Raw genomic sequence first — 25,337 nt, 5'->3', positions numbered from 1 at the left:
TTAGGCGCGGGCGCCGGTGAACGGGAAGCTGCCCATCGGGCCGATGCCCATCTCGCCGTTGATGCTGTCGCCGGAGACGGTCCCGGTGAATTCGAGCGTGAGCGGCATCGGTTTGTCGATCGAGACCTTCCAGGAGACGTTGTCGCCGGAGACGGTGCCGTCGAAAATTTCGGTGGTATTACCTTCCGCCTGCTGCGTGCCGGTGAGCGTGCCACCGGCGGCCTTCAGGCTCAGCGTGGTCTGGCGCTCGCCCATCGGCGTCGTCATGGTCAGATTCCAGTTGCCGTCTACGGCCATTCCCGTCTCCCGAACAAATCCCGGCGGACCGCGACGATCCGCGGCCAGTCCTTAAGCGAGCCTATAACCCAACTCGCAGCTCCTGCCTAACCCTGCGATAGGGCATTTAAGCGCGGGCTGCAGCGCGCCGGCGGCTGGTGACGATGAGCCTCAGAACGACATACTGCACGGCAAAGGCGAGGATCTTGGCACCGCCGGCCACCACCGTGAGATAGAAGGCCCACAGCTTCAGATCGCCCGTGGAAGCGACCACGATCATGCCGACGCCGATGACGAACATCAGCAGCGCCCAGGCATAGCCCGCAGCCGTCACATATTCCGGAACGGTCTCGACGACGATCGGCGGCATGTAGCGCAGCATCCAGCCGCGCTTGAGCATGATCGCGCCGATGGCGAAATGCGCAATCGAAGGCTTTGCCATCATGAAGCGGGGATCATTGGTCAGCAGTGTGATCCCGCCCAGTCCGACGACGAGCGCGAGGCTCGCATACGTCATGTAGTTGAGTTGCTGGCCCTTGATGCGGGCGTGGATCACCTGCGCGATCGCGCCGGCGATCGCCACCGACGTCGCCAGGATGACGTTGTCGGTGATGAGATAAATGACGAGGAAGAGGATGGCGGAGAAGAGATCGGAGCCGAGGCGGGCGAATACGTCCTTCATCGTCAATCCTGTTCAGTGGGCGTTGGGCAATGCGCGGGCAGGCGTACCGTACTTGATCTGGCGATACCCGGGATACCATTTTGTGAAGTAGATGGCGCTGTTGCGGGCGGCGAAGGCGACTGCAAGGCTCGACCAGAGCGGCAGGCCGGGGACGTAGAGCAGCACGAGATTGCCAGCCGCCATCAACAGCGCGGCCACGGTCCAGGCGCCGGTGATGACGTAATTGGCATAGAGAAAGCCGGGCATCGCCGCGGTCTCGGCCGGCACTGCTTCAAGCGCATATTGCAACGTGAAGGGACGGCGGACCAGCAGCGAGCCGAGCGAGATGACGAAGATGCCGATATCGACCGACAGCTTGACGCCGAGCGTTCCGAGCTGCGGGTCGAGCAGCACGAGGTAGAGGCCGATTGCGGCGAACACGATCGCCGAGCCTGCGGCCAGGGTCTTCACCGAGCGCCCGCGCGCCACATCGATTGCGACGGTGCCGAGGCAGATCGCGGAGGCCACGAACACGCTCATCGCGGCCGACGTCACCAGCATCAGGAGGCTGTAAGCGCCGTAGGGCGCAAGGATCAGGAAAATCGCCATTGCCTATCTCGGTCAGGCCGATCTTTACGGTGTAAAGATCAATAGTTCAGAGGCGAGGTCGGGTCAAGGGGAATCTTTACAGTGTCAAAATGACATAGGCAACCTCCAAAAGATGAAGGGCTGCAACGGCCTGGTCGGACGCCTCGTCGGCCAATTCCGCCCAGGGCAGGCGCGACAGAATGGGGAGGGCGCAGGCGATCGCGAGGCCGAGGGCGAGCAGGATGCCGCCGTTGAAGATGACGCCGTTGAAGATGACTTGGCCGCTCCGCCGCAGATGGATCACTTCGAATGTGAGCGCGACGCAGACCAGGGCGAGGATGGCGAGGAAGTCTGCGGTGATTGAGGGCATCTGGATACGGGCCTCTTTGGTGACACGTCCGGCTGTGGCTCCGGGCGCGCGCCAAGTGGCGCGCCCCAGAAGGGCGGGAGTTACTGCGCTCCCACCCAATTGCCGTGAAAGCCGTCGGGCACGCGGTGGCCGAGCTGCACCAGCGCGACGGGACCCGCTTCGACATCGGTGGCATTGAACACGGCGAGGTCGCTGCGGTTTTCCCGCGCCCGCCAGACCACCGCCAGCAGCCAGCCATCGCCCTCAGCCGCATCCTTCGATCGCTCGACGAACACAGGTTCGGAGATGGTGTCGCCGGCGGGCAGCAGATAATGGCCGAGACGCCTTCCGTTGCCGTCGACATGGACGACGCCGGAGAGCGCGCCGAACATCGGCTGGCGCGGATTGGCGCAGGCGTACCAGCCGTGGCGATTTTTCAACCCGGCGTGGCGGTCGTCGATGCGCGGGAATTCGCCGGTGAGATCGTCGAGATAGGTCTGCTGGAAGCGATCGGTATTCCCCGAGAGATCGAAGGTCCAGCGGCAGTGCCGGGCGCGCGACTTCTCCGGATCGGTCGGCCGGCCGTCGGGATGCGGAAACAACGGCGCTTCCTCGAACTGCATGACGTCGGCGACGATGCGGTTATCATCCTCCCACGCGTTCATGATGTGGAAGACGTAGCAGGCTTCACCGCGAAACCAGACGATGTCCTTTGCCGCGCCGCTCCGCTTCATCACGCCGACATAGGCGCCCTTGTCCGGCTCCCAGGCATAGGGCGGCTGCCCGCGCATCGCGCGCTCCATGCTGCCTGTGATCGGCAGGATCGGAAACAGCACATGGTTCGCGGTGACGATGAAGTCGTGCACCATGCTGGCATAGGGCGCCTCGAACCGCTCGAAGCGCGTCGCCTTGCCGGCGGCATCGATCGAGCCGTAGGAGAGGGCAGGCGTCAGCGGCCCCGCCGCGTTGTAGCCGAAGAACACGAGCTCGCCGGTCACAGGATCGATCTTCGGGTGCGCCGTGAAGCTGCCGGCGACGCGGCCCTGGTAGTTGTGATAGCCGCGCGTCGCCAGCGTGCCCGGCTCGATCTCGGTCGGCAGATGCGCTTCTTCCAGCGCCAGCAGCTTGCCGGCATGGAAGATGATGTTGGTGTTGGCGACGCCGCCATCGGTGAGATCAGCCGGCGCGTCCGGCAGCTTGCGGCCGAAGCCGCCGAACAAAGCGCGGCCGGCATCGTGCTCGGCGAGCCATTTCGGCGTGCGGACCCAGCGGTTGCGATAGCTGGCGCGGCCGTTCTCGAGATGGAAGGCGTGCAGCATGCCGTCGCCGACGAACCAATGCGCGCCGGGGGAATCGAACTGCGGATTGGGACCGTTGCGGTAGAGCACGCCGTTCAGCTCGCGCGGCAATTCGCCGATGATCTTCAGGAATGGCGCCTCCGCTTCAAACGGGATCGGCGCGATATTGTTGCGGCGCTCGGCGACGGCGTCGTGCTGCACGGCGTATCCCTCCCTATCTTTACATCGTAAAGATCAGATAGCGCCGATTGCCGCATCGGTCAAGCGAAATCTTTACACTGTCAATATTGCGTCATATAGCTTGCAAATGGCCAAGACCGATACCAAGAGCGAAACGGCGCGAAGCGCGCGTGCCCCCAGCAAGACAACGTCGACTGCGGCATCGCGCCCAAGGCGCGGCGCGGCGAGCGCGAAGACCGAGTCGCCGTACCATCACGGCGCCCTGCGCGAGGCGCTGCTCAAGGCCGCCGAACGGGTGCTGGAACGCGACGGGCTCGCCGGTCTCACATTGCGCGCGGTGGCGCGCGAGGCGGGCGTCTCGCATGCCGCGCCGACCCATCATTTCGGCGATCTCACCGGCCTGCTCAGCGAACTCGCGGCCGTGGGCTTCCGCCAGTTCAACGCCGCGATGGCCTCGTCGTCCGACGCCGCCACCACGCCGCTCGCGCGCGCGCTGGCGCGGCCGAAGGCCTATGTCGCCTATGCGCAGGCGCATCCCGGCATGTACGGCATCATGTTCCGCACCGAGCGGCTGGATTATTCGAGACCCTCGCTGCACGAGGCCGCCGAAGCCTCCTTCGCGGGCCTTGCCAACGCCATCGGCATGATGCGGCAGGAGCAGATCAGCGAAGACGCGCTGACGCTGAACCAAGGCGCCGCGATCGCCCGCGCCTGGTCGATGGTGCACGGTTTCACCATGCTGCTGCTCGATGGACGGCTCAAGGACATCCTCGGGCGGCTGCCCGAGGGGACGACGGCCGAACGCCTGCTGGAGGCGATGCTGACGGCGCCCATCAGCACGAAACTTCCCGTGTAAAGACTGTTGAGCCCGAAAACGCTCTAGCGCATCGTCGCCAGTTCGACGGCGCGGCCGCGCGTGCCGATGATCTTCACCTCGTCCTTGCCGCAGGCAAAGCCGCGGGCGAAATCGTCCGCAGCCTTGCGCGCAAGCTCGTTGGCGGTGGGATTGGCGATCGCATCGACATAGGCGACGTGACAGACCGGGCCCGGCGGCAGCCGGGTCACGACCAGCATGGCCTTGGTGTTGGGCCGGCCCTGCTTGTCGGGATCGGCGTTATCGGCGATGTGCCAGCGCTGGATGATCGCAAACGGCTTTGCGCCCACGGTACGCCATTCGATCGTGGTCTCCGACGAACTGAACGGGGCGAACCAGACCTTGGCTGCCGGTTCCTCGGCCGCAGCCCAGCGATTGCGGCCGACCGAGACGATTTCGCGAAGATCGTCCTCGGCAATCAGCACCAGAAGGCCGTCCTTGCCCGGATGCGCATGGTGCTGCCGTCGAGCTCGCTGGACTTGCCGATCTTGCGGCAATCCTTGGGCGCGGTCGAGGTGTATGTGCTGCCCACGGATTGGGCGGCGGCGCTGTTCAGGCCGATGCAGATCATCACGACAGCCAGGCCGATGCAGGTGATGCGGTTCATCATGAGGGCCTCGAGCGCAGGGAACTCCGTAGCATCAGACGTCTTCATTGTGGGCAAGGTTCAAACAGGTGTGCGATAGACCTGACAGCGGCGCGGAATCGTTCTAGAAGAGCGGCTTCGCTTGGGCTCTTCCAGCCTCGTTCGCGTCCTCCTTTACTTGATCATGCCAGCCATCTCCTCGCAAAAACCCTATCGCGTCGGCCGCTCCAAGACCGGGCTCGGCCTCTTCGCCACCAAGCCGATCAAGAAGGGCACCCGGATCATCCGCTATTTCGGACCGATCCTAGATTCGCGGATCCCCGAGCAGGACGACATCGAGAACAAGTACCTGTTCGAGCTCAATGGCCGCTGGACCATTGACGGTTCGGTGCGCAAGAACCTCGCCCGCTACATCAACCACTCCTGCCGGCCCAACGCCGAGTCCGACGTCCGGCCGCGCGAGCGCAAGGTCTTCATCCGCGCCATCAAGAACATCGAGCCGGGCGACGAGATCAATTACGATTACGGCACCGACTATTTCAAAGCCTATCTGAAGCCGATCGGTTGCAAGTGCGAGTCTTGCGAGAAGAAACGCAAGAAGCTGCGCGCCGAGGCGCGGGCCGAGCGCGCCAAGGTGAAGGCGCGCACGGAGCGCAAGGCGCAGAAGGCGGGCGCGAAAACCGCGTCCGTGAAAAAGAAGAAGCTGAACGGCAAGCACTTTGCCGGCAAGGTCGGCCGCGCCAAGGCGTAGCCGAGGCGCGATGGCCGCGACTGATGCGCGGCCAAGCCCGGGCCTCAAGCCGCCACAACGCTCGCACTTCTCCGCAATCCCACATACTGCAGCTCGGCGAACACGCCGGTGGCGATCGCCTGCGCCACGACCATGAGCGCGCCGGCAAGGTTCGGCGACACCGCGCTGGAGAGCAGCAGCGCAATGCTGCCGACGGTCCAGGCCGCATTGCCGATCACGACCAGCAGCACGAGCGCCTTCGCCACCGAGGCCCGTGATGCCAGCCAGCCGACCAGCGCGGCGTAGGCGATCAGGAACAGGCCGGTCTCGCGCAGCAGCACTTCGGGCAGGTTGAACAGAGCAGCGAACGCGCTCGCGCCGAAAGCGAAGCCGAGGGCGGCAACGCCGCTGAAGATGGCGTCGGCCAACAGGGCGCGGCGCAGGAAGGTGGAAGCGTCGATCATCAGAGGTCTCCATGGTTGGGGTGGGCTCGGGGTGAAACTCAGTGCCATGCGCGCCACCAGGCGCGGAGCAGGCGGGCGATGCGGAACGGACAAAGGCTCCTGCCGACGCCGTGCTCGAAGGCTGTAACCTGCGCGAGCACGTAGTCGCCGGTCGAATGCACCAGCGGCTCCGGCATGTTGAGGCTGCGCGCCAGCATCCGCGTTGCGAAGGCCGTGGCCCAGGGAACAAGGTGGTCTGCGACGGTCCGGTAGAGCAGCAGCGCGATCATGGTCATCTCCTGTCGCCACTGAAGATGCGCCGGCCCGGGGGCCAATTCGATTACCTCGTGGGTAAGAAAGGCGCCTATTCAAGACCGTTCTAAATTGTTCGACGCTATTCGCGAGGTGCACAAAATCCCTTGAAAAACAAATGCTTCTACGTACATCGGTGTTCGTCACTGTTTGTTCTCATACGCTCCTAGCCATCCGATTTGTTGGCACTTTTGTTGGTATCTGTTGGTACCGGAAGAACAAACGTTCTTGGCAACTTTCGATATTCCGAATAACAGGAAATCCAAAGCAGATGGCACGCAACAAGGAGGAGCACGCCGCTCCCGAACAGATCAGGACCGATGTCGACTGCCGCGTCGCCCGACCGAAGTTCGAGAACGGCGCGTGGAGAGCCACCAAGATTTCGGACGTGACTGGCGGCGGTCTCTATCTCTTGATCACGCCAGACCCGAACAGGCCGGGCAAGGCCGGCTCCAAGCTCTGGCGGATGGCCTATCGCTTTCACGGCAGGCAGAAGACCTACTCCATCGGGTCTTACGGAAACGGCAACGATGGCACCGTCTCGCTCGCCACAGCCCGCCAGAAACGTGACACCGCAAAGGCCCTGCTTGCACAAGACAGGCCGGTCGATCCCTCAATCGAAAAGCAATTCGAACGGCATCGCCAGGCAGCTGAACGCCCATTCGGCGCGTGGATCGACGAATGGCTTGCCGAGAAGAAAACCGAGAAGATCAAACGTGGCAGGCTTGTCACCGTGCGCAGTCCCGAAACCATCGCGCTACTCGAAAGATGGGCCGGCTACCTGAAGGATCGTTTCGGCAAGCTCTACCGGCCGGACATCAAGCGTCCTGACGTGCTTGCCTTCTTCCGGGCGATGCAGGCTGAGGGTAGGTTAGAGACCCGTGACCGGGTCCACAGTATCGGTGAGCAAGTCTGCGACTACGCCGACCTCGAAGGCGACGGCTACAATCCGTTCCGTGCCTGCAAGAAGCAACTCAGTGTCCACGTCTCGACACCACGCCCTGGCGTCACTGAGCCGCAGGATGTGGTTCGTCTCTTCAGGCTAATCATGCCGCCTTGGGAGAAGACCAGATTTGGCGATGTGGTCGGTGATGCCCTCCGGGTCGATGCGTTGACGGTCCCTCGACCCGGCATGATCAACGACATGGAATGGACCGAAATCGATTGGGATGCCAAACGCTGGACCATACCGGCGGCAAAGATGAAAACCGGATGGGACCATGTCGTGCCGCTGTCGCGGCAAGCCTTCACGGTCCTACGGCGCGTGCAGCAGATCACCGGCAGTCGGCGCTACGTTTTCGCTTGTGCCAAAGACAGACCGCTGTCCAGCAGAACGCTCTGTCATCGGCTGCGAACGCTCGGCATCGACACCAAGACCGAACATTGCGCCCATGGCTTCCGCACCACGTTCTCGACCCTTTGCCATCATGAGGAGGTCAATGAAGCCAAGGCGTGGGACAGCGATGTCATCGAATTACAGTTGGCGCATCTCGATAGCGACTCTGTAAAGGCGACTTACAAACGGCATGGACCGCTGGCATTGATCGGTTCACGCACCAAGCTGATGCAGCATTGGGCGGACCGGATCGACAGCTTTGCTGATCCAAAAAAGATTGTACCGATCGAGGTAACCTTTGAAAGATTGGCGAACTAGCTAGGTTAGAACGCATCTCTCATCCGCTCGGCTCGATGCGAGGGAGGCTCATATGATAGGCGTCGATCGAAGCGGCATCAACCATGGTCTGGCCCTCCATTTTGTAGGCGATGATTTTTCCCTTCTTGATGAGCCCGTAGGCCTTGGTTCGACCGAAACCGCCGCGCTCCAACGCCTTCTTCAACGGAATCAGAGTCCTTTTCTGATGGGGCCCGTCTGTCGTTGCCATTGAGACCTTCCTCGTGTTCGACTGGTCATCCTTGTCCGCCGCCCAGGTCGGGACCGACATCGCGGTTTGCGCACAAGCAAGGCCGTCATCGTGCTTTCGAGCAGCGCGCCTGTCATCCGCCTCTGTGAACTTGGTTTCGACAGCCAGATTCGCGATCGCAAGAGATGACGAATCTAACGGAAGAAGGCTCTGCGTCAATTCATGCAATCACAGCGTTGGCTCGTCATTCTAGTGAAAGCAAAGAAAGCTTCGAGCATTATGAGGTAACTGAAGGAGCCGAGCCTCATTGTGAGCCAGTGAAAAATAGGAGAAGAAGAGAGGAATCATTTTCCGGTGACTGGCTTTTTGCGTCATCTGTTGGTGTGACCAATTTAGTTGAACGTGCATCAAATCGCCCCTTTGTTGCTTTAAGTTGCTCAAGCTTCGCCAATGATGGATCGAGATAGCGGACAACGATTACGTTGTGCGATGTGTAACTAAGTACGCATATTTGGCTCAGCACGCCGGTCGCTTGTCCGTATTCTCAAGCGAACGTTGCCGCAGTATCGCGAAACTCGGATCTAGAACGGGTTTGGTAGCGAAGAGCATGATCGAGATTTCGTCGATGTCCGTGCAAGGCCTTGAAACATCGAGAGCCAGACCGCCAGCCGCCGCGCGATGCAGGCTGTCGCGCGAATGCTTTTTGCATCACCTCGGGCAGGATTGACGCAACGAATCTTCATGCGCAGCTTTGAGAAATCGCCCCTGAATGGGCTTTTCAACCGATAGCCGTGCGCACATCTTGGAGACCGTTACATGCGACGGGCTTTGAGTTAGTCGACGCCGTGTCATTTTCCGCAGAGAGCGCCACGCTGCAGGCGATGCTGCGCGCCGAGCGAGCGGCCCGTTTGGCCGCGGAAGCCGAGGCCCAGGCGGGGACTTTGCTGACCTTCCACTGGTGCTGAAGGAGCTCCAGCGTCTCGGTCACGTCTTCGCCGAGCTTCCGCAATCGGCTGTCGCCACAGCATGGGCAGGTCGCAGGTGTCGGATAGACAATGCGCTGCCGCGGCAAATGCTCCGGCAGCGGCCGGCGGGCTGGCGACCAGAGAATCACAAGACCCGGTCTCTGTCCGAACCGCTGATCGTGCCACCGATTCAAATCCCAGCGATCAGCCGGCCGCCTGCGGTCGCCAGGTATGTTGCGGCATCCGCCAGTCGCCAGCAGGTAGCCGAGCTGGGCTGGGGTGATTGTCACCACGCCATCAGCCGACGACGGCCACAGGAAGCGGCCGCGCTCCAGCCGCTTGGCATAAAGTGACATGCCAGGTCCATCGTGCCAAAGGATCTTGATCAGCTTGCCGCTTTTGCCACGGAACACATAGAGGTCGCCGCCGTGCGGGTCTCGCGTGAACGCTTCCTGCACCAGCAAGGCCAGCGAGTTCATGCCGCGACGCATATCGGTGTGGCCGGTCGCAATCCACACCCGCACGCCCGACGCAATGGGGATTACCGTAGGCGTCCATCTGCCGGCGCCGCCACGGCGGCCTTCAGCGTCGCCGCGTCGACCGTACCCGTGACCCGCATCCGAGCCCCGGCAGCAAGCTCGATCTCGATCGACCCGCCGCTGCTGGCCGGTGCGACTGGACAAGGCGTCGGCCCTGATTCCGCGACCACCATCGCCGGTACGAAGCCAGGTTTGATGGGCGGCATCCTTCGGCTCAGGCCGAAACGACCGTCGCCATCGCAGCAGCAATGAGCGCGAAACGCCATATCGCCGCGCCGTTGCCGCGACTTGGCGCGGCGCCTGAGCTCTCCAGGACGGTCTTGAGCTTCTTATCCTCGGACCAGCGCCGCCGCCGGCCCGTGTCCACCACCTCAAGCCGTTCGACTTGGGCACTGCGCCTATCACTGTCCATAAGGACAGTTCTCAACAACACGCCTCATTCGGCAAGGCGGCCTTCACCGGACGGATACTACGAATCCCTGACCGGCTCTGCCTCGATCGCGTCGGTGCGTTTCCGACACCTGGATGTTTGATCATTGCGACGGTGAGAGCAGGTGCCCGCTTATGATGGGAGGCTTGTCTGAACTGGAGATGCCTTTCGGCTTGGATGGCGCCGCGATGTCCAAGATCAATTGGAAGTCGGCCCTCGAGAGTCAGACACGATCTCCGGTCTGATTAGTCTGTTTGATCCACGCGGGCCACATCCCTGCCCCAAGTGCGGTCACCAGATTCCACTGAAAGAATCGATCGCGGCGCCTCTGCTTGAAGCCGAGCGACGCGTTGAGTGTGCCCTCGCGATGAACTAGATCCAGTCTTATCGAATTCCCCATTGACACGTAACTGGTCCCGGCTGCTCGGATTTGCTCTCAACTGTAGTCGACAAATTTGAACCGGCGGCAAGTTCAAGTGCAGCACCACCATGAAGCCTTTGCAGGAGAACAAATACCCGACGAGGCCGGCGCGGTGGTGCTCCCTAGCGGAGCCGCCGCGGCGTCTCAGTTAATTGAAATACAGCGGTAATATGGGCCATCTCGTAATTGAATCTCGACAAATCTGCCGTCCATGTCCTTCCGAATTTGAGAGGAGGAGTGTCTAGGCAGGCTGAAGTTGCCGGCGCTGTGAACGATCAGACTGTCGACAATCTGCTTGAGCAAGACAGTTATATTCACTCTTCTGGTGTAACGTCGATCGCCGTCTGACGAGAGACTGTTGATCTCTTCCGCAAGACCGAGCAGCGACGTCCTTTGCTCCTCCCCCATTTTGTCGAGCAAGGCCGGGTGAGCTAAAAAGGCGAGAACGGTGGTCTCGAAATCCTTGTACGTCCAGGCGGAGCGGCTGCATGCGCTGTCGTTCAAAACCTGCTCGCACACCAGAACCTGCACGTTTGAGATCCGATGGAAGATGACCTCGCCACCGCAGTAGGCGCACGAGCACAAACCACCGAAGATGTTAGCGAGGTCATTTCCTTTGCGCCCACGATGCGCCAGATTCTGTTGGCGTGCCGCCTGCGCAGTAGCGAAAGTGGCCTTGTCTATTACTGCAGGGTAATAGCCGGCAATGGGAGGGCCGCTCGGGATACCCTTCTTATGACCTGCAGCGAAGGACTTCGGCTGGTATTCGCCATAGGTCGCCCGGTTCCGGAGCATGGAGTCTATGGTGGTGTTGTCCCAGTTGAGCGATCCGGTGAAAGTCGGCACCTTTTGTTCGTCGAGATAATTCGCGATGGCGTAGCTGCCCATCCCGCCGATCGCGAGTTGGAAAATTTTTCGCACGGTTTCGGCCCGATCCGGGAGGAACACGAAAGACAACCGGTTTTTAGTGAGGCCAAGCCAACTTGGCGCCGCTGAGATCTTTTTGCTGCTCTCTTTAGACATAGTGATCCTAGATCCGAATGGCTGGCTGCGCCGTCTAAACGGACACTCGATTCGTCCCCAAGACCAAATCGATTCCCCTCCTTCAGGTGCACTAGACGTGCATGTTCCCGACCTGAGGACCCATCGTCGGCGAAGCACTCACGCAGCTGTGAGTGCTAGAATTGTCATACCTAACAATAGCTTAAACGAGAATTCCTCTCAAGAAGTTGCGTGATTTTTGTGCAACACCTGTCCGAAAACAAGCTTCATAGGCCCGTTTCGGAGCGTTCTCTTGTTGTGTGTGCATGGGGCATCGATCATGGTGACTGGGCGACGGAGGGGGGCATCCCGAGGTCGTCCCGTTTAGGTCATTTCGCTTAAGTCCCTCGCGTTCATGCGGGTGTGTCCGAAGACGCGAAGGAGCCCGGAGCGGTGATTTAGAGGGGGTTGGGGAATTGGCCGTCCGGTCAGTGACCTTCCCTGAAGAGCAACTTGGAGGTTTAACATGAAGTTGGTTAAGAGCCTTTTGCTCGGCTCAGCGGCGGGTCTGATCGCCGTGGGCGGAGCTCAAGCAGCCGATCTGCCCGTGAAGGCCAAGGCGGTCGAATACGTGAAGATCTGCTCGCTGTACGGCGCGGGCTTCTACTACATCCCGGGCACCGACACCTGCATCAAGCTGGGTGGTTATCTGCGCGCTGAAGTCGCGCTGAACACCAACTCGAGCTTCAGCGGTCAGCTCACCGGCAACAACGGCGCGCGCAACCGTCTGACGAACTACTACACCATGCGCGCTCGTGAAGATCTCAACATCGACACGCGCACCGCGACCGAGTACGGCGTTGTCCGTACCTTCTTCGACGGCGTGTTCTCCTGGACCACCGGCAACTATCAGGGCACCGGCTCCGCGACCGGCACGACCGCCTACAGCAGCACGCTGGCGCTCAACACCTCCGGCGCCACCCCGGCGCTCGTTGGTTCGTCGATCAACGGCACCGACGGCGCAACCTCGGGCGGTTCGCTCGGCGTGTACTACGCCTTCATCCAGTTCGCTGGCTTCACCATGGGTAAGGCCGTGTCGCAGTTCGACGCGCCCTGGACCAACTATCCCGGCAACAACTTCGACAGCCTCGTCGGCGGTTCCGGCACGGTCACTGGTGTCAACCAGTTCACCTACACCGCTGACTTCGGTCAGGGCGTGACGGCGTCGTTCTCGGCGGAAGACGCGACGGCTTACTACCAGGCCGGCAACCTCAACATGACCGGCGCTTCGGCGGCTGGCATGATCGGCGGTTCGTATGGCTCGAACGCCATCGGCGGTTCGCGCTCGCCGAACCTCGTCGGTATGGTTCGTGTCGACCAGGCTTGGGGTCTGTTCCAGGCGTCGGTCGCTGCGCACGACAACCACGTTGCCTACTACGGCGCCACCGAGCCGACTGGCCACCCCGACGACAAGTGGGGTTGGGCGGTTCAGCTCGCTCTGTCGATCAAGAACATCCCGACTGGTGCGGGTGACGTGATCAACATTTCGGGCGTCTACACCGACGGCGCGTCCCGCTACAACTTCCAGAACCTCGCGGGCGGCAGCTACTCGATGTTCGGCAGCTCGGGCGTTGCTTACCAGAGCGTCGGCTTCGCCATCGCTCCGGACACCGTGTTCGTGACCGGCAGCTCGCAGGAAACCGTCAAGACCTGGGGCTTCCGCGGCGCTTACACCCATAACTGGGATCCCTACTGGAACACCGCGCTGTACGGTGCCTACGCTCAGGCGCAGTTCGGCTCGCTCGCCAAGACCACGCTTTGCGGCGCTGGCGGTGCAGGCGGCGTGTTCGGTGGCCTGGTCGGTGTGACGGGTTGTAACCCTGACTTCGCCGTTGCGCAGGTCGGTGTCATCACCCGCTGGACCCCCGTCAAGAACCTCACGTTCTCGGCTGACCTGAACTGGACCCATCTCGACCAGAAGTACTCCGGTACGGTTGGTTACGCTGGTGCCGGCGCAACGGCCAAGCCGGCCGCTGTGTACGAGCTCAAGGATCAGGACACCATCACCCTGCTCCTCCGCGCTCAGCGCAACTGGTAAGGTTCGCTCTAGCGACTACATTGGAGCTCTTGGTAGGAAACTGCCGAGAGCTCCTCAGAGCCCTCGGCGGGAAACCACCGAGGGCTTTGGTGTCTTGGTAAGATTACAAGACTTCGATCGCCAATAGTCGGACAGCCAGTCGAACATTCTTGGCAATTGCCAAAAGTGCAGTGTTCAACTCAGCCAACCTACCTTCATCAAGGTCGGCGAAAATCGTTGAGTTCAGGCTTGCCTTCTTTTCGGCTAGCTTAGCTATTGCAGCCATCCTGCTCGTTGCTGACATCTGCACGAAGCGGGCATCATCCGACCGAGTCCGGCGATCAAGAAGGCCAACCTTTGCGAGACTCTTGGTCTGACTTGCTACAAACGCAGGGTGGACCCGTAACTTCTTGGCGAGGTCAATTCCCTCAATGCCATGTCCTCGTCCAAGTCCATTATCGCCATTAACATGAGCCACTGCGGCTCGGTAATGCCGAGCAGCCGCGCCCACACGGAGTGAATGTCCTCCAATTGGGACTGGATCTCTAATATATTCCAGACAAATTCCTTCATGGCTCTGTCGAATTTCGTCTCAACCATATGAAGCCCCATAAAGCGGCCGCTCAAGAGGTGTACGGCGACGAGGAGCGAGCTGTTCCTCGCTCAAAGGTCGGCGCCAGCTTTGACCAGGCAGTCTCGAACTGCCGCGAGGTTCATCAAAGGACGACGCCCTGCCGGTGAATCCGCCAAGTTGATCGAGAAGACGCGAGCGTGAGTGCGGGTTCGGGCTGATCTCTAGATTAAGGACTTGGATCGAGCAGGGCACATCGCTCCCAGCCGCAAGGAGACGTCCTCTCAGCAAAAGTTGCTCTCTGAAATGACTCGCGACGAACTGGCTGAATTCATCGCGAACGACCAAGCCGGGACGACAAGATGAAAGCCGAGCTGGCCTCGCGCGCAAAGGACGTATCGTATCTCGGCTAGGTGAATCGCCTTATGGCGACATCGATATCCTAGTCGGCATGGCGGCAGACTTCGCCGTGCAGTCGTGGGCGGCGTTACTCTGCCGCCCTTTTTAAATCTGTTGTGAATGACAAAATAAAGTTGGCTATATATTATTCATTTAATATGATTTAATATCAGAGTGTTTATTGTGCGGTGCCCGTGCCTGAGCGTGAAGCCTGGAACCGCTGTGCATCTCCCTCAGCCACGCATCTTAGGGTATGCAGGGACCCGGGTGGCATGCATCGAGATCACCTTGAAGCGATGTCCGTTGATGAGCTGTGGGCACTGCACACCGACGTTCGTCAGATTCTAGCCGTCAAGCTGATCGCAGCAAAGCGCGACCTTGAGGAGCGGCTTAAACAGCTCAGCCAGAGAGTAGACTTGAAGGAACCGGGGATAAAACTACTAAAGGTACGAACAGAGCCGGTGAGCGTGTTATAATTTTTGATTAGATTGTTTAACGTCTTTATTTTTTTTGTTTTGTGATGTGATTTAATTATTGCCTCGCTATACAAAGCGCGGCGCGGCCTTCCTACTCCATTTCCCTTGCGCCCGCTCGGAAAGTCCGGCCATGACTGGTCTCCGTCATTTCCAGAATTCCCCAGCGTCAATGCGATCGGCCGCTCCGTTCGAATGGGCCAACTTGTCCGAGGCGGGCAATCGCGGCGGTCGAGCGGATGCCGCTGCCGCTGTTCTTCGGCATCGCTTCGACGCGCTCGCTGCTCAGCTGGCCGAGTTGGAAGCACTACGCGGACGCGTCCTTGAGGCTGAGCAGAAGATCACCTCTTGAGCTGAACAACGCAGCTGCCTCCGCGCATGACCCTCTTCCACTCGCGGTGTGGTTCGAGGACATTTCCGATCTTTCGGCCGGGCTAGGCTACGCGAGCGAGGATGCCTACGAAAATCCCATAGCCAAGCTCGCATTTCACGGCGCGCATCGACCGTGCGACCCGTGACGAGTGGGAGGATTGGCGTAAAAGGTCTTCCGAACAGTATGTTCAGCAAGGCGTCTTGCCCGGCCCGTGGGGGTATGACTTCCCCAACTCCGATCCGCCGGGTCTTGGCCAATACGTACGAGTTTGCGACGGCTATCGACGATTGAAATTGCCTGATGATTTTCGTGCCAAATTGCACGAGCTTTGGCCGGAAGGCCATCTTCGCTATTGGACCATGCCTAGCGAGATTGAACGACCAAGCATAGGCAATGTGCTTGGGGCCTGGAGCAATCGATTTCAGCCGAGCAGCGGCTCGCATGGGCTGCCGATAAGGAGCGGTCAAATCATCGGTCGGGCAGTCCGCTCGGGCCTCCACGTCTCAAGTCGTTGGCCAACTGAAATTTATCCATTCTTGTGGCCACCCCTCGCTTCTAGCCTGCCGATGACCAAATCGCCTGAAAGCGGATACGTGCAAAGACTGGATTATCGCGAAGGAGCGATGATTGGCTTTGTCGCGTGTCAGAGCTATTGGGCGGCTATCTTGTTTGATGGCGGCGGCGATCAACGTACCAGGCGTCAAACGTTCGGAGTTGACGGAACTGTCGCCAAAGCATTTACCGGTCAGCCCCGGCTTGCAGCGACCGCAATTTGTCGTTGAGCGCGATGAAGCAATCTTCATTTATTATTCCAACATCTTCTAAAGCGCCAACCGACGTCCCTTCAGGTCGGCTTTGGGTCAAAAGCTGCCCTCGCGCCCCATGCTGCGATTGGTCCGCTGAGGGCCAAAAGCTAACATCGCCACTGCTTCCGCGCTCCGCCGCTCATTGAAGCCGCCACTCGTCGCTGATGATCCACCGAGAACATCTGAAGGCGTGTCGCTGAAGGCCCTGAAGCGGGATGCTATCGCTCGCAGGAGCTGCTAACTATCCGACAGCCGGACGACGCCGGGGCTTTAAGCTGCTGATTTGATCGGGTTGGGCAGATCAGTACTTCGCGACCACCGGGCCGCCGAAGCGATAGCTGACACCTGCACGCACGGTGTAGAACACCGGATCGTGCTCGTAGGAGAGGCCGGGGAACGAGACGGTGGAGTTGTTCCGGAAGTTGCCGAAATCGGTGTAGCGGTACTCAACACGGCCCGACCAGTTGGGCGTGAAGCAGCAGCCTGCGCCGACGGCTAGCCGGTGCGGGTGGTGGAGACGGTCTCGAACAGCGCGTCGCGAGCACGTAATGTGGTCCATATCCGCCCAGGCCGCACCACCGTCACGTAAAGCAGCGAATTGTTGCAAGCTACACCGAGGCGACCACGGATATGCCCTCCGGCCTGCGCGCGAACAGCCGCTGGAGATTCATCTTTCGCAGATACAGCGGCATATCTCGCAAGTCGTCGCCGCCCATGGCTTGGCCATTGTAGGCCTCCCTGATCTGAGCCGCGCCTGCCGGACGGGTACAACCCGAGGGCGAGGACGTCGAAGGCATGGAGCTTCATGATTGTAGGATAGCCGCCGAGTTGATGCTGAACGCCGCAATCGAAGATGATCATTTGAGGTTCGCCGTGTTTTCATTCGGCCGAGATGCTGACGCGCCTTGAAAAAGCACCGTGATACGTATTGGCTTGAGAACTCGTCGGCTCCCAAGATCGGCGGGTTTTTCAATGGATTAGCCGTCCTGAGAAGTAATGCCGAGGCTGTCGCAGGTAATTGCGAATAGCTCCTTTGCTTTGGAATCTTCAAAGCAGAACTTGGTGCCGATCTCCGCGCGGTCGGTCCACCAGCGAACGTTAGCTCTTTTCGCGATGCGGGCAGCTTCCCCTCGTAACAGGTCCAATCGTTTCCCGGCCGCACGAACAATCAGGCAATTCTCCTTAGGCATAAAACGTCCTCCCATTGGAAAAGACGCCGCAAAATTGTTGGTGCCCACAAACCTTGCTGGTGATTGAACGCAGCGGTTCTACTGGCCGCAGCGATGTTCTCGCTGCGGCCCGCGCATGACCAAAATGAAACCGGGTGAAAAGGTGTAAGGAAATATGCAGCCGGCCCGGTGGATGATCCTATCGCTGCATTTCTGACACGCAGTATGATCTAGTTCACAATCGGCAGCAGGCTTAACGTGCATCAAGATGAGGGAGGACCCGCCGGAGCTGGCTGAGCTGGCGGGCCCTCAACCACAAGCACAAGGCCGCGTATGTGCCCCACGGCCCCGTCACAGGACACCCTGGGCCTGATTGGTTACTAAGATGCTGTTTGATGGGTGCTTGCGGAATAGCTTGAATGGGCGACGATGCGACCTATTTTAAAATCTTGCATTTGGTCACCACAAGCATTGGATTGATCGTTTCGGCCTATGTGCGTTTGAACAACCGGGGCAAGCCCTAGAAAATATGCGAGACCTTCGGCGCAAGGTGCTCGAACAGCTACAGTCCACATCAGGCGTGAACCCGCCCGACTCTCGAGATGCTTTACTTGAGGATCTCCGAGTGATCGAGGATGGACTGGAGCAGCTCCTGCTGCCCCGAAACGGCTGAGGCAGTGACAAGCGGCCCACCGGTTCGCGCTGGCGGGCCACTGTGCTAGCAAGGGTCCGTGCCGCTCCGATCGTGCGGAACGTCGTGCATAGGCCGCAGGATCTGTCTCAAGCCAGCACCTGCGGCTTACCTTCGGGCGGATGGCCATACAAGAGAATAAGACTAAGCCTCTGCCGACCTGTTCCGCATGCAACAAACCCATGCTCTTCGTTGACGTAGTCGATTCACCGGACGGGGCTATTGCCAACTTTCGGTGCCCAACTGCAAGAAGCTGTTTTGGGACGAGCCGAGTCGAGATGGACCGAACTAAGCGCCCACGTGCTGCGGCTACCTTATCCAGCAAGGAACGACTCTCGAGCCGCGAGGATTTAAGATTTCGGTCTGTGGCGTGATACCTGGATCACTCCAGCTTCGCGACATCCACCCGGGACGGCCCATCGTTCGAACGCGCGTTTGGCGATGGGTCGGTTCTCGCAAGCCCTGCCTCTTCCCTAGGAACTAGGAGCAAGCCACCGGTTTAGTGCTGTGCTCCGGTTCAAAGCCCCCCTTGGTGCCGGAGCATTCCAACGGCCCCAGCCGCCGCCAGACGCTGGGGCCGTTTTTTCGATCGACCACCGCCGCCAAGTTTGCCGTTGCCGTAGGAACTATGCGCCCGCGAGAGACTCGTATGGGCAGCTTTCCGCGCCTGGGAAATGCCATGCGGTAAGTTGTGTACGCGGTGAATTTAGCCGGTGTTGGGCCACAATCCGCACGACATAGATGACCTCGCGCGCATGGAGCGCATCTGCCGGGATCTAGCTGGGGAGAGCAGGGTGCCGGGCGAGGCCGCCGCGCTCCTGGAGGTGCTGAAAACTACAGTCGGGAAGCCGCTCGGGGCACCGTGGCTAGTACCGTGGATTGCTCGCGGGGAAAGCGGAAATCACGAGCAAATACAAGAAGGTTGACAGGACCCCTCGCCCCGAACACGTACCACGGCTTTCATCGAATGCCGAGATCCCTCGGGAGGTTGCTGCCACGGCCTGTGAGCCTGCGGCAGCTTATCAAAGTGGGAACAAGCCTCGAGAGGACATGGCGTCATGAGAAATCTCCTGAGAGGGACATCGAGGTCTATGACGCCAAAGCCTGTCCATTCGCGACTGTGTCGCAAAGCTTATCAGTCGCACGAAAACCTTATCAATCAGCGGCAGGGCCCTGAGGTCCGTGCAACGTTGAGGTCCGCTTCTCGCTGCGAAGCAGACGAGGGGAGGGGAAATGCCGATGGTCCCCTTTTGACCCGAAGCTGACCTTGGCAGAGCGGCGAGTACGGAGGTCTGCGCACGAAAATTTCGGCTGCCGATTCTTGTACGCGCACATGTGCGGCAAAGCGGCCTCCACAGATCGGGGAGATCTCAAAGAAGCGAGATCGGGCGCCAATCTAAAGGGCCGGCCCTGTTTGGCACTCTAGCCCGGAGCTATGGAATCGTCCGGATCGGGATTGGCCTTGATCGCGGTGTCCAACTTTCGGGCCATCTGCCGAAACCGTTTGGCAAGCCGAGCGAAGCGTTCGCGCTTGGCGGGATCAGCGGCAAGTTTGCTGAGCAGCGTGCAATCCTCGGCGTCGGTCAAAAGCCTTTCCAGCTTGTCGGCGACGTCCACGGGATGCTCAGCCTGGACGGTTGGCCCGAAGACAGCGATGAGCCGATCCAGCAGCCACAGTTCGGCGCCGTTCTCATGCGGCAAGCACAGCGCGCGCTCTTTAGCTGCCTCATCGTCGGCGCATTCCAGATCGATCCGGCTGGCTACATGGCCGGTGTCGTCCAAAAGGTATGCGCGATAGGTTGCCATGAAGGCGTCCCGAGCCCGAGGAACTTACCACTTTTTCCCGGCTCAAGGGGAACTTAAATTTGCGACGATGCACGCAAGGACAGCATCCGCTCGAAGCATCACAACAACTTTTTTGCGGCACTTTCTCAAATTGCAGCTGATCGTAAACCCTGCCGCAGCTAATAGTTGTAGGATGGACGATGATCTTGCCGAACCCTCTTTCAGCGCGTGGCGTCGTAGCCTGCAGCGCCTTGCTGCTTGGATGGTGCGTGGAAACAGAATCGAGGAGCCGTCGCGTCCTGCTGGTGTAGCGAGGACGCCGGCGCCAGCCAGAAACGCAGTGCCTCCACGGCAAACGCTTCCGCCCCGCCCCTAAAGGAACCTGGAATATCAAGGGGTGTTGAATCTCTATGCCTAGAGAGATGGCCATAGCGCTCTGGTCACTTGCCGCGGCCTGCGTGGTGGCGTTCAGCGTGGCCGCAATGGTTTCGCCTCATTAATCGAACAAGAGGCGTCCGCGTCGGCGGCCTCTTTCACATCATCCCCAATGTCGTCTCCTGCTTAGCCAACAAGGCTGAGCCAATTGTGATATCGGCTATCGGCGGGATAGGGGCCGTTCAAGGCTACCCCTAATAGCTTAGTGCCCGAGACACGATTGTGGCCCTTAGCCGGAGAACGAGATGCCTATCGTCACGTCAGGACGCAGGTTCAGGCTGATTTTGCCCGTTATAGGTCAACGAGGGTGTTAGCTGTCCCTGAGGGAACGAACAATGCGTACACTTTAGCACACTTTAATGCGGCGGCGGTTCGGCCGGGTAATCTCTCTCCATGAAACGAGAACTCCGACGCCTTGAACGCGCCGCCCGCGAGCAAGCGGCTCTGTCAGCGGAGGAGCGTGCTAAGATGGCCTTGCTGGAAATTTTCGAAGAGTACCGTTCACGGGCTGAATATCTCGAAGCTCAAAGCGCCGACCGTATTGAGAAGGATTGAAAGGCCCCTAATCGTTTCTTGCGGTGCGGCGCTCACGCCAACAGTACTGCCGCAAGTCATGCCGGCGCATCGACCTCCATAACGTCACGGGTCACCGAGCGGTCGAGGGATCCCTGCGGGGGCCAAGTTCGAGTGCGTCAAGGAAAGAGGGGTGTGCCACAGGCAGGACAGCGGGGTACGTCCAGCGTCGGGCTTCCCTCGGCAGTATCTGCGGTGCTCCTGCGCATCATTGAGCGCTCACGTGCCCACAACTCGTCACCACCATGAGCGTCTGGCTGCACTGCCAACCACCGCCGAGATCAGATTTGACCGGGTGCGGCACAAGCGCAAGAGCGGCGATGAGCAGGGCAGCAAAAGAAGTTCCAAGGTTCATATAGCGGGGCATAGGTGCTCTCCGTCCCTTGAGATGACGTGATCATGCACCTGTCATTCTTCCGGTTGATGTCGTCGACCCAAAATCAAATTTCCAGACGACTTCGTCGTACATGTAGGCCATCACGGCTTCGTGAAAAGCTTGCCCGACGCTCAATTAAGTACATGATCGTGCACGAATAATGAGCCGTGCGCGAAACATGCGCGTAGGTCAGAACGGTGGGATGAGGTTAGTAATGGTCGGCTTCTACGATCCTGCCGCCGGACGCTTGGCGCCAACGAAGATGGGGTCGTCGACGCTATCGCGGGATCGATTAAGGGGGCGAAGTACAGTTAGGGTCACAACAACTGCTCGTCCTGAGTTCTTCCCATCTTAACTGTCACACCCCGAAGCCGCCGCAGTGCCGGCCCCAAACGACATGGCCGTCGTTTTGCTGTCAGTTCGCTAAAATTGTCTTAGCCACATTGGGGCGCCTTTAAATCGGCCTGCATCAACCTCTTTTCAGGAAAAAGTGGCAACCGCTGGGAGGATAACATGAACCTCTGGAAGATTTGGAGCCGCTCCTCGAAAGTTTCAGGTCACCTGACGAAGTGTGGACCGCGCCGACCTAGTTTGTTTGAGCGGTTTATTCGAGATCAGTCGGGTACCTACGTAATCATATCTGCGCTGTTGATGCCTGTCTTGGTTGGCACGGCCGGCCTCGGCACCGAGGTTGGATGGTGGTACTACAAGCACAAGAATATGCAGAGCGCGGCGGATTCAGGCGCGGTAAGTGCGGCAACAGCGATAACGGCCGGCGGCGACATGGGCTCCGAAGCCAATGCCGTTACTGCGAACTATGGCTACGCGAATGCGGTGAACAACGTCACTGTGGTAGTCAACCAACCGCCGAAGACGGGCAACTATACCTCGAACCCGCAAGCGATCGAGGTTACTGTGAGCCAGGCGCAGCGGCGGTTGCTATCGTCGTTGTTCGGCTCGGAACCTGTGCTCATCACCGCGCGTGCGGTTGCGCTGCCCAATTCCGGCACAGGCTGTGTACTCGCGCTGAATTCAAGCGCCAGTCCGGCTGTGAACGTGAGCGGAGGCAATCAGCTCAATCTGATCAAATGCAACCTCTACAGCAACTCCGGTGCAAGCCCATCACTCAACGTTGCGGGCAGCGCTTCCGTCGCTGCCAACCAGGTCGGAGTGGTTGGCGACGTCTCCGGCGCGAGCAACATTACCGCCACCAATGGCGTCCGGACTCACATGTCCGCGGTCGCCGATCCCTATGCAAACGTCACTCCCCCGGCGGAGCCAAGCTGCACCAGCGCAAAGATTACCGTCAATGCCAATGGTAAGACCAACTCTCTCAGCCCTGGCTGCTACAGCGGCAGTATTACAGTCAATGCTGGTGCGACTTTAAGCTTTGAGCCGGGGATCTATTACCTCGACGGCGCCAATCTAAGCGTCGCCGGTAACGCAACGATCACAGGCGCCGGTGTGACGCTGGTCTTTACCGGGTCGGGCGGCAACTGGGGCACAGCTTCCATCGGCAGTAACGCTACAGTCGACTTGACCGCGCCGACCGCCGGCGCGACCAAGGGAATCGTCCTTTATGGCGACCGCAACATGCCCGCCGGTACTGCTTTCAATTTGACGGGCGGCGGCACCCAGAATTTTGGCGGCGCCATCTACCTGCCAAAGGCCAATCTCAGCTTCAGTGGCGGTAACGGCACGAGCACGTCCTGTACTAAGATTGTCGCTGATACCCTGACGTTCAGCGGTACATCGAATCTTCAGGTCAATTGTTCAGCGCTCGGCACCGCGGCGATTGGCGCGCAGACTGCACAGTTGATCGAGTGAGGTTGCCTCAATGCAAATCCGAAACTCATCTCCTCACGACCGAAGCCAACTCCTTCGCGCCTTAACCTGGTCCGTGCGCGCTGCTGTACGCGACACTCGTGGCGCAGCCGCCATCGAATTTGCAATTATGATTCCGTTATTGTCGCTGATGGTCGTCTCGGTAAGTGATATAGGGCTCGCTGTCTATCGCAAGATGCAGGTTGAGGGGGCGGCGCAAGCGGGGGCGCAATACGCCATTGCGCGCGGCTTTGATGTGGGCAGCATTTCCAATGCGGTAACGAACGCAACGAATTCCACAGCTATCATTGCATCACCTGGACCTGTTCAATTCTGCGGCTGCCCGACAAGTAGGGGAGTGAGCGCCGTTAGCTGTGGCACAGTGTGCTCTGGCGGAGCGCAGGCCGGAACATATACGACTGTGTCGGCGCAGGCGACGTATTATACTCTGATTAACTATCAAGTCGTTGCGGCCACCTATACATACAATGCGCAATCCACAGCGAGGCTGCAGTGAAGCTCGCGAACATATGGCGAGACAATCGAGCGGCTTCGGCGCTGGAATTTGCTCTGACGGCTCCAGTCTTTTTTCTGTTCATATTTGGAATCATCGAGTTCGGGCTACTCTTTTGGACTCAACTGGGCATGCAACATGGTGCGGAAATGGCGGCGCGCTGCGCGACCGTCAATCCGACGCTTTGCCCGAGTAGCAATGCCATCACAAGCTACGCCGCCCAGCAGGCGTTCGGCCTCACTCTTCCTGCCCAGACATTCGCCTTCTCTACGCCGACATGCGGCAATCAGGTGAGCGCTAGTTATGCTTTCCAATTTCCGCAAATACTCAATCTCTCTCCACTGATGCTGACAGCTCAGGCGTGCTTTCCTAGTTAAGTTCGTCGCGTGCAGCCGCCATCAGCTTCGAAAGATGCGGCACGGAAAGACCGGCCGAGTTTGTTGATATTCTTCTGTCGTGTCCCGCGGCCCGCGCATGGCCGATGGCTCTGTCCAGACCTTTGGCCCGCCGGGGCCACGCTACTGCCGAGACTCTGTTCTGCGGCCAAGCTGGAGCTAAAGAGATGAACATTCCGCTGCTGGCAGGGCTCGTTGTTGTTCTTATCACCATCTTCCTCTGCCTTGCGTGGAGACGGCCCAAGTCCGTGCAGGACGAGATCAAGCGAAGGTCGGTTGCTTGCAAGAGATGCGGCGCCCAGATCGGAATCAAGAATGTAAAAGTTGATCAAGAATTCAGTTTGAGATGCGAGACGTGTGAAGCACGCGCTGTCTATAAGACGGCTGATCTCATTGTTCGCTAAACGGGGCGGGGGATAACGGCCTCGGAGAAGGACAATGCGCAGCTGAATGTCGCCCAGGGAATTGCCACCGGACTTGGTGCGTCAGGCGCAAGGCATTCTTGAGCTTCGTCGCGTTGGCCCATTATCACGAGGAACACTATCAAGAGGCGGCGCATTACGGTCGGCTCGCCATGCGTGCAAGACGTCCCTATATCGCCCTTAGAGTCCTTCTCGCCAGCCTTGGCCAGCTTGGACTAACGGAGGAAGCACAGCCGTTGCTGCAGGAGTGCAATTCGCGTCAACCGAAGGGAGCCGCAGCGGCAATTCGTGATCACAACGCCCTATCTAACCGGGAAATATTGAAGGTACCTTTTGGAAGGGCTGCAGCGTGCGGGCGCCCTTCAAAACCTTCACCTACACGTCATGGACCATGACCTAACGCCGCTCACAGAGTGCACCCTCGGCTTCATAAAGCACGATGCGTTGCGTGAACTGAACAAAACGCGGCCGAACGTCGCTGCCGCGCTTTGGCGCGAGACATTGGTCGATTCTGCAATCTTCAGGGAATGGATCGTCAGCGTGGGCCGCAGGCCAGCGCGTGTTCGACTGGCACACATGCTTGCGGAGCTTCACGAGCGCCTCGCAGCAATCGGGCGCACGCTAAACGGGTCGTTTGAGCTGCCAATCACGCAAATCGAGCTGGCAGACTGCCTGGGTCTATCGGTCGTGCACGTCAATCGAACTCTCCAACAGCTTCGCCGGGAAGGTCTTGTCGCGACCGATCACAGAACTTTCCACTTGCTAGACCAAGCCAAAATTGAGGAAGTTGGCCAGTTCGAAAGGATCTACCTGCACCAAAGTGCATCAACCTGATGACGATGCCGTTCAGTGCACTTCCGCTTATGATGCTGTGGACGGCTCCTCCACGGGCACGAGAGTGCCAAGGATGGGGCGCCGTTTGAGGCTCCCACGATTCGGAGGAGCAGCCTATGCAATCA

At 59.6% G+C, this 25,337-nt stretch carries 29 protein-coding genes and 3 pseudogenes; 13 read left to right on the top strand and 19 right to left on the bottom strand.

Features of this window, described 5'->3' with window-relative positions:
* The 5 genes from GGD65_RS38465 to GGD65_RS38445 all read right to left on the bottom strand — a co-directional run bounded on the left by GGD65_RS38465 (position 1) and on the right by GGD65_RS38445 (position 3,373).
* Positions 1-297 carry a hypothetical protein gene (locus GGD65_RS38465; protein WP_018321877.1) on the bottom strand — a complete coding sequence of 99 codons (297 nt, stop codon included), beginning with the start codon at positions 295-297 and terminating at the stop codon, positions 1-3.
* A gap of 106 nt (positions 298-403) precedes the next feature.
* On the bottom strand, positions 404-958 hold the full coding sequence (locus GGD65_RS38460) for an inner membrane-spanning protein YciB (protein WP_179737845.1): 555 nt from the start codon (positions 956-958) through the stop codon (positions 404-406).
* Between the two features lie 12 nt (positions 959-970).
* Positions 971-1,546, bottom strand: a complete 576-nt coding sequence (locus GGD65_RS38455; RefSeq protein WP_183238595.1) for a hypothetical protein — start codon at positions 1,544-1,546, stop codon at positions 971-973.
* A gap of 76 nt (positions 1,547-1,622) precedes the next feature.
* Entirely contained in the window at positions 1,623-1,895 is a 273-nt protein-coding gene (locus GGD65_RS38450; RefSeq protein ID WP_018321880.1) for a hypothetical protein, read from the bottom strand.
* A gap of 80 nt (positions 1,896-1,975) precedes the next feature.
* Positions 1,976-3,373, bottom strand: a complete 1,398-nt coding sequence (locus tag GGD65_RS38445; RefSeq protein WP_183238594.1) for a carotenoid oxygenase family protein — start codon at positions 3,371-3,373, stop codon at positions 1,976-1,978.
* Between the two features lie 106 nt (positions 3,374-3,479).
* Here GGD65_RS38445 and GGD65_RS38440 point away from each other — a divergent pair, with 106 nt between their 5' ends.
* Positions 3,480-4,208 carry a TetR/AcrR family transcriptional regulator gene (locus tag GGD65_RS38440; protein ID WP_183238593.1) on the top strand — a complete coding sequence of 243 codons (729 nt, stop codon included), beginning with the start codon at positions 3,480-3,482 and terminating at the stop codon, positions 4,206-4,208.
* A gap of 23 nt (positions 4,209-4,231) precedes the next feature.
* Here the strand turns inward: GGD65_RS38440 and GGD65_RS38435 are convergent.
* A pseudogene (locus tag GGD65_RS38435) lies at positions 4,232-4,833 on the bottom strand (hypothetical protein).
* 163 nt (positions 4,834-4,996) lie between these two features.
* On the opposite strand from GGD65_RS38435, the gene GGD65_RS38430 reads away from it, so the two are divergent.
* Positions 4,997-5,563 carry an SET domain-containing protein gene (locus GGD65_RS38430; RefSeq protein ID WP_183230097.1) on the top strand — a complete coding sequence of 189 codons (567 nt, stop codon included), beginning with the start codon at positions 4,997-4,999 and terminating at the stop codon, positions 5,561-5,563.
* Between the two features lie 44 nt (positions 5,564-5,607).
* On the opposite strand, the gene GGD65_RS38425 is transcribed toward GGD65_RS38430, so the two are convergent.
* Together GGD65_RS38425 and GGD65_RS38420 are read right to left on the bottom strand one after the other, a co-directional pair.
* Entirely contained in the window at positions 5,608-6,006 is a 399-nt protein-coding gene (locus GGD65_RS38425) for a hypothetical protein (RefSeq protein WP_183238592.1), read from the bottom strand.
* A 38-nt stretch (positions 6,007-6,044) separates the two neighbouring features.
* Complete coding sequence (locus GGD65_RS38420; RefSeq protein WP_177237518.1) at positions 6,045-6,275, bottom strand: hypothetical protein; 231 nt, start codon at positions 6,273-6,275, stop codon at positions 6,045-6,047.
* Positions 6,276-6,568: 293 nt separating this feature from the next.
* On the opposite strand from GGD65_RS38420, the gene GGD65_RS38415 reads away from it, so the two are divergent.
* Positions 6,569-7,951 carry a tyrosine-type recombinase/integrase gene (locus GGD65_RS38415; protein ID WP_183238591.1) on the top strand — a complete coding sequence of 461 codons (1,383 nt, stop codon included), beginning with the start codon at positions 6,569-6,571 and terminating at the stop codon, positions 7,949-7,951.
* A 19-nt stretch (positions 7,952-7,970) separates the two neighbouring features.
* Here GGD65_RS38415 and GGD65_RS38410 read toward each other — a convergent pair whose 3' ends face one another.
* On the bottom strand, positions 7,971-8,180 hold the full coding sequence (locus GGD65_RS38410; RefSeq protein ID WP_026202632.1) for a hypothetical protein: 210 nt from the start codon (positions 8,178-8,180) through the stop codon (positions 7,971-7,973).
* A gap of 164 nt (positions 8,181-8,344) precedes the next feature.
* Here GGD65_RS38410 and GGD65_RS38405 point away from each other — a divergent pair, with 164 nt between their 5' ends.
* Positions 8,345-8,626, top strand: a complete 282-nt coding sequence (locus GGD65_RS38405; RefSeq protein WP_183238590.1) for a hypothetical protein — start codon at positions 8,345-8,347, stop codon at positions 8,624-8,626.
* Between the two features lie 479 nt (positions 8,627-9,105).
* On the opposite strand, the pseudogene GGD65_RS40035 reads toward GGD65_RS38405, so the two are convergent.
* The 4 genes and pseudogenes from GGD65_RS40035 to GGD65_RS38390 form a co-directional block, all read right to left on the bottom strand.
* A pseudogene (locus GGD65_RS40035) lies at positions 9,106-9,258 on the bottom strand (IS66 family transposase zinc-finger binding domain-containing protein); the annotation flags it as partial.
* Positions 9,259-9,435: 177 nt separating this feature from the next.
* Positions 9,436-9,603: pseudogene (tnpB, locus tag GGD65_RS38400) on the bottom strand (IS66 family insertion sequence element accessory protein TnpB); the annotation flags it as partial.
* Positions 9,604-9,665: 62 nt separating this feature from the next.
* Entirely contained in the window at positions 9,666-9,869 is a 204-nt protein-coding gene (locus GGD65_RS40660; protein ID WP_246783575.1) for a hypothetical protein, read from the bottom strand.
* 789 nt (positions 9,870-10,658) lie between these two features.
* On the bottom strand, positions 10,659-11,537 hold the full coding sequence (locus GGD65_RS38390; RefSeq protein ID WP_183238589.1) for a recombinase family protein: 879 nt from the start codon (positions 11,535-11,537) through the stop codon (positions 10,659-10,661).
* A 484-nt stretch (positions 11,538-12,021) separates the two neighbouring features.
* On the opposite strand from GGD65_RS38390, the gene GGD65_RS38385 reads away from it, so the two are divergent.
* Complete coding sequence (locus tag GGD65_RS38385; protein WP_183238588.1) at positions 12,022-13,593, top strand: porin; 1,572 nt, start codon at positions 12,022-12,024, stop codon at positions 13,591-13,593.
* 360 nt (positions 13,594-13,953) lie between these two features.
* Here GGD65_RS38385 and GGD65_RS40655 read toward each other — a convergent pair whose 3' ends face one another.
* Positions 13,954-14,145: a hypothetical protein gene (locus tag GGD65_RS40655; RefSeq protein WP_246783574.1), complete on the bottom strand. Its 192-nt coding sequence runs from the start codon at positions 14,143-14,145 to the stop codon at positions 13,954-13,956.
* A 669-nt stretch (positions 14,146-14,814) separates the two neighbouring features.
* On the opposite strand from GGD65_RS40655, the gene GGD65_RS38375 reads away from it, so the two are divergent.
* The 3 genes from GGD65_RS38375 (at position 14,815) to GGD65_RS38365 (ending at position 16,213) form a co-directional block, all read left to right on the top strand.
* Complete coding sequence (locus GGD65_RS38375; RefSeq protein WP_183238587.1) at positions 14,815-15,018, top strand: hypothetical protein; 204 nt, start codon at positions 14,815-14,817, stop codon at positions 15,016-15,018.
* Positions 15,019-15,254: 236 nt separating this feature from the next.
* Entirely contained in the window at positions 15,255-15,533 is a 279-nt protein-coding gene (locus GGD65_RS38370) for a hypothetical protein (RefSeq protein ID WP_183238586.1), read from the top strand.
* Between the two features lie 482 nt (positions 15,534-16,015).
* Positions 16,016-16,213, top strand: coding sequence for a hypothetical protein (locus tag GGD65_RS38365; protein WP_183238585.1), 198 nt, complete (start codon positions 16,016-16,018; stop codon positions 16,211-16,213).
* Between the two features lie 282 nt (positions 16,214-16,495).
* Here the strand turns inward: GGD65_RS38365 and GGD65_RS38360 are convergent, their stop codons facing one another.
* From GGD65_RS38360 to GGD65_RS40650, 4 genes are all read right to left on the bottom strand, one after another.
* A complete protein-coding gene (locus tag GGD65_RS38360; protein ID WP_183238584.1) occupies positions 16,496-16,801 on the bottom strand; it encodes an outer membrane protein in 306 nt (101 codons plus the stop codon).
* Position 16,802: 1 nt separating this feature from the next.
* On the bottom strand, positions 16,803-16,991 hold the full coding sequence (locus GGD65_RS38355; protein WP_183238583.1) for a hypothetical protein: 189 nt from the start codon (positions 16,989-16,991) through the stop codon (positions 16,803-16,805).
* A 180-nt stretch (positions 16,992-17,171) separates the two neighbouring features.
* Positions 17,172-17,384 carry a hypothetical protein gene (locus tag GGD65_RS38350; protein WP_183238582.1) on the bottom strand — a complete coding sequence of 71 codons (213 nt, stop codon included), beginning with the start codon at positions 17,382-17,384 and terminating at the stop codon, positions 17,172-17,174.
* A 2,092-nt stretch (positions 17,385-19,476) separates the two neighbouring features.
* On the bottom strand, positions 19,477-19,860 hold the full coding sequence (locus tag GGD65_RS40650) for a hypothetical protein (protein ID WP_246783572.1): 384 nt from the start codon (positions 19,858-19,860) through the stop codon (positions 19,477-19,479).
* Between the two features lie 807 nt (positions 19,861-20,667).
* Between GGD65_RS40650 and GGD65_RS38340 the strand changes: the two genes are divergently transcribed.
* Positions 20,668-20,829 (top strand): hypothetical protein, encoded by a 162-nt coding sequence (locus GGD65_RS38340; RefSeq protein WP_183238581.1) that lies wholly within the window; start codon positions 20,668-20,670, stop codon positions 20,827-20,829.
* A 226-nt stretch (positions 20,830-21,055) separates the two neighbouring features.
* Here the strand turns inward: GGD65_RS38340 and GGD65_RS38335 are convergent, their stop codons facing one another.
* On the bottom strand, positions 21,056-21,214 hold the full coding sequence (locus tag GGD65_RS38335; RefSeq protein WP_183238580.1) for a hypothetical protein: 159 nt from the start codon (positions 21,212-21,214) through the stop codon (positions 21,056-21,058).
* Between the two features lie 522 nt (positions 21,215-21,736).
* Here GGD65_RS38335 and GGD65_RS38330 point away from each other — a divergent pair.
* From GGD65_RS38330 to GGD65_RS38315, 4 genes are all read left to right on the top strand, one after another.
* Positions 21,737-23,050, top strand: a complete 1,314-nt coding sequence (locus tag GGD65_RS38330; protein WP_183238579.1) for a TadE/TadG family type IV pilus assembly protein — start codon at positions 21,737-21,739, stop codon at positions 23,048-23,050.
* A 10-nt stretch (positions 23,051-23,060) separates the two neighbouring features.
* Positions 23,061-23,564 (top strand): TadE/TadG family type IV pilus assembly protein, encoded by a 504-nt coding sequence (locus GGD65_RS38325; protein WP_210317526.1) that lies wholly within the window; start codon positions 23,061-23,063, stop codon positions 23,562-23,564.
* On the top strand, positions 23,561-23,938 hold the full coding sequence (locus GGD65_RS38320) for a TadE/TadG family type IV pilus assembly protein (protein WP_312014222.1): 378 nt from the start codon (positions 23,561-23,563) through the stop codon (positions 23,936-23,938). The genes GGD65_RS38325 and GGD65_RS38320 overlap by 4 nt, the downstream gene beginning before the upstream one ends.
* A gap of 773 nt (positions 23,939-24,711) precedes the next feature.
* Positions 24,712-25,212 carry a Crp/Fnr family transcriptional regulator gene (locus GGD65_RS38315; protein WP_246783571.1) on the top strand — a complete coding sequence of 167 codons (501 nt, stop codon included), beginning with the start codon at positions 24,712-24,714 and terminating at the stop codon, positions 25,210-25,212.
* Positions 25,213-25,337 lie beyond the last annotated feature (125 nt).

Source organism: Bradyrhizobium sp. CIR18 (genome assembly GCF_014198295.1).
Lineage (GTDB): Bacteria > Pseudomonadota > Alphaproteobacteria > Rhizobiales > Xanthobacteraceae > Bradyrhizobium.
The sequence above is the reverse complement of the archived record's forward strand: the minus strand, read 5'-3'. Positions and strand labels throughout refer to the sequence as shown.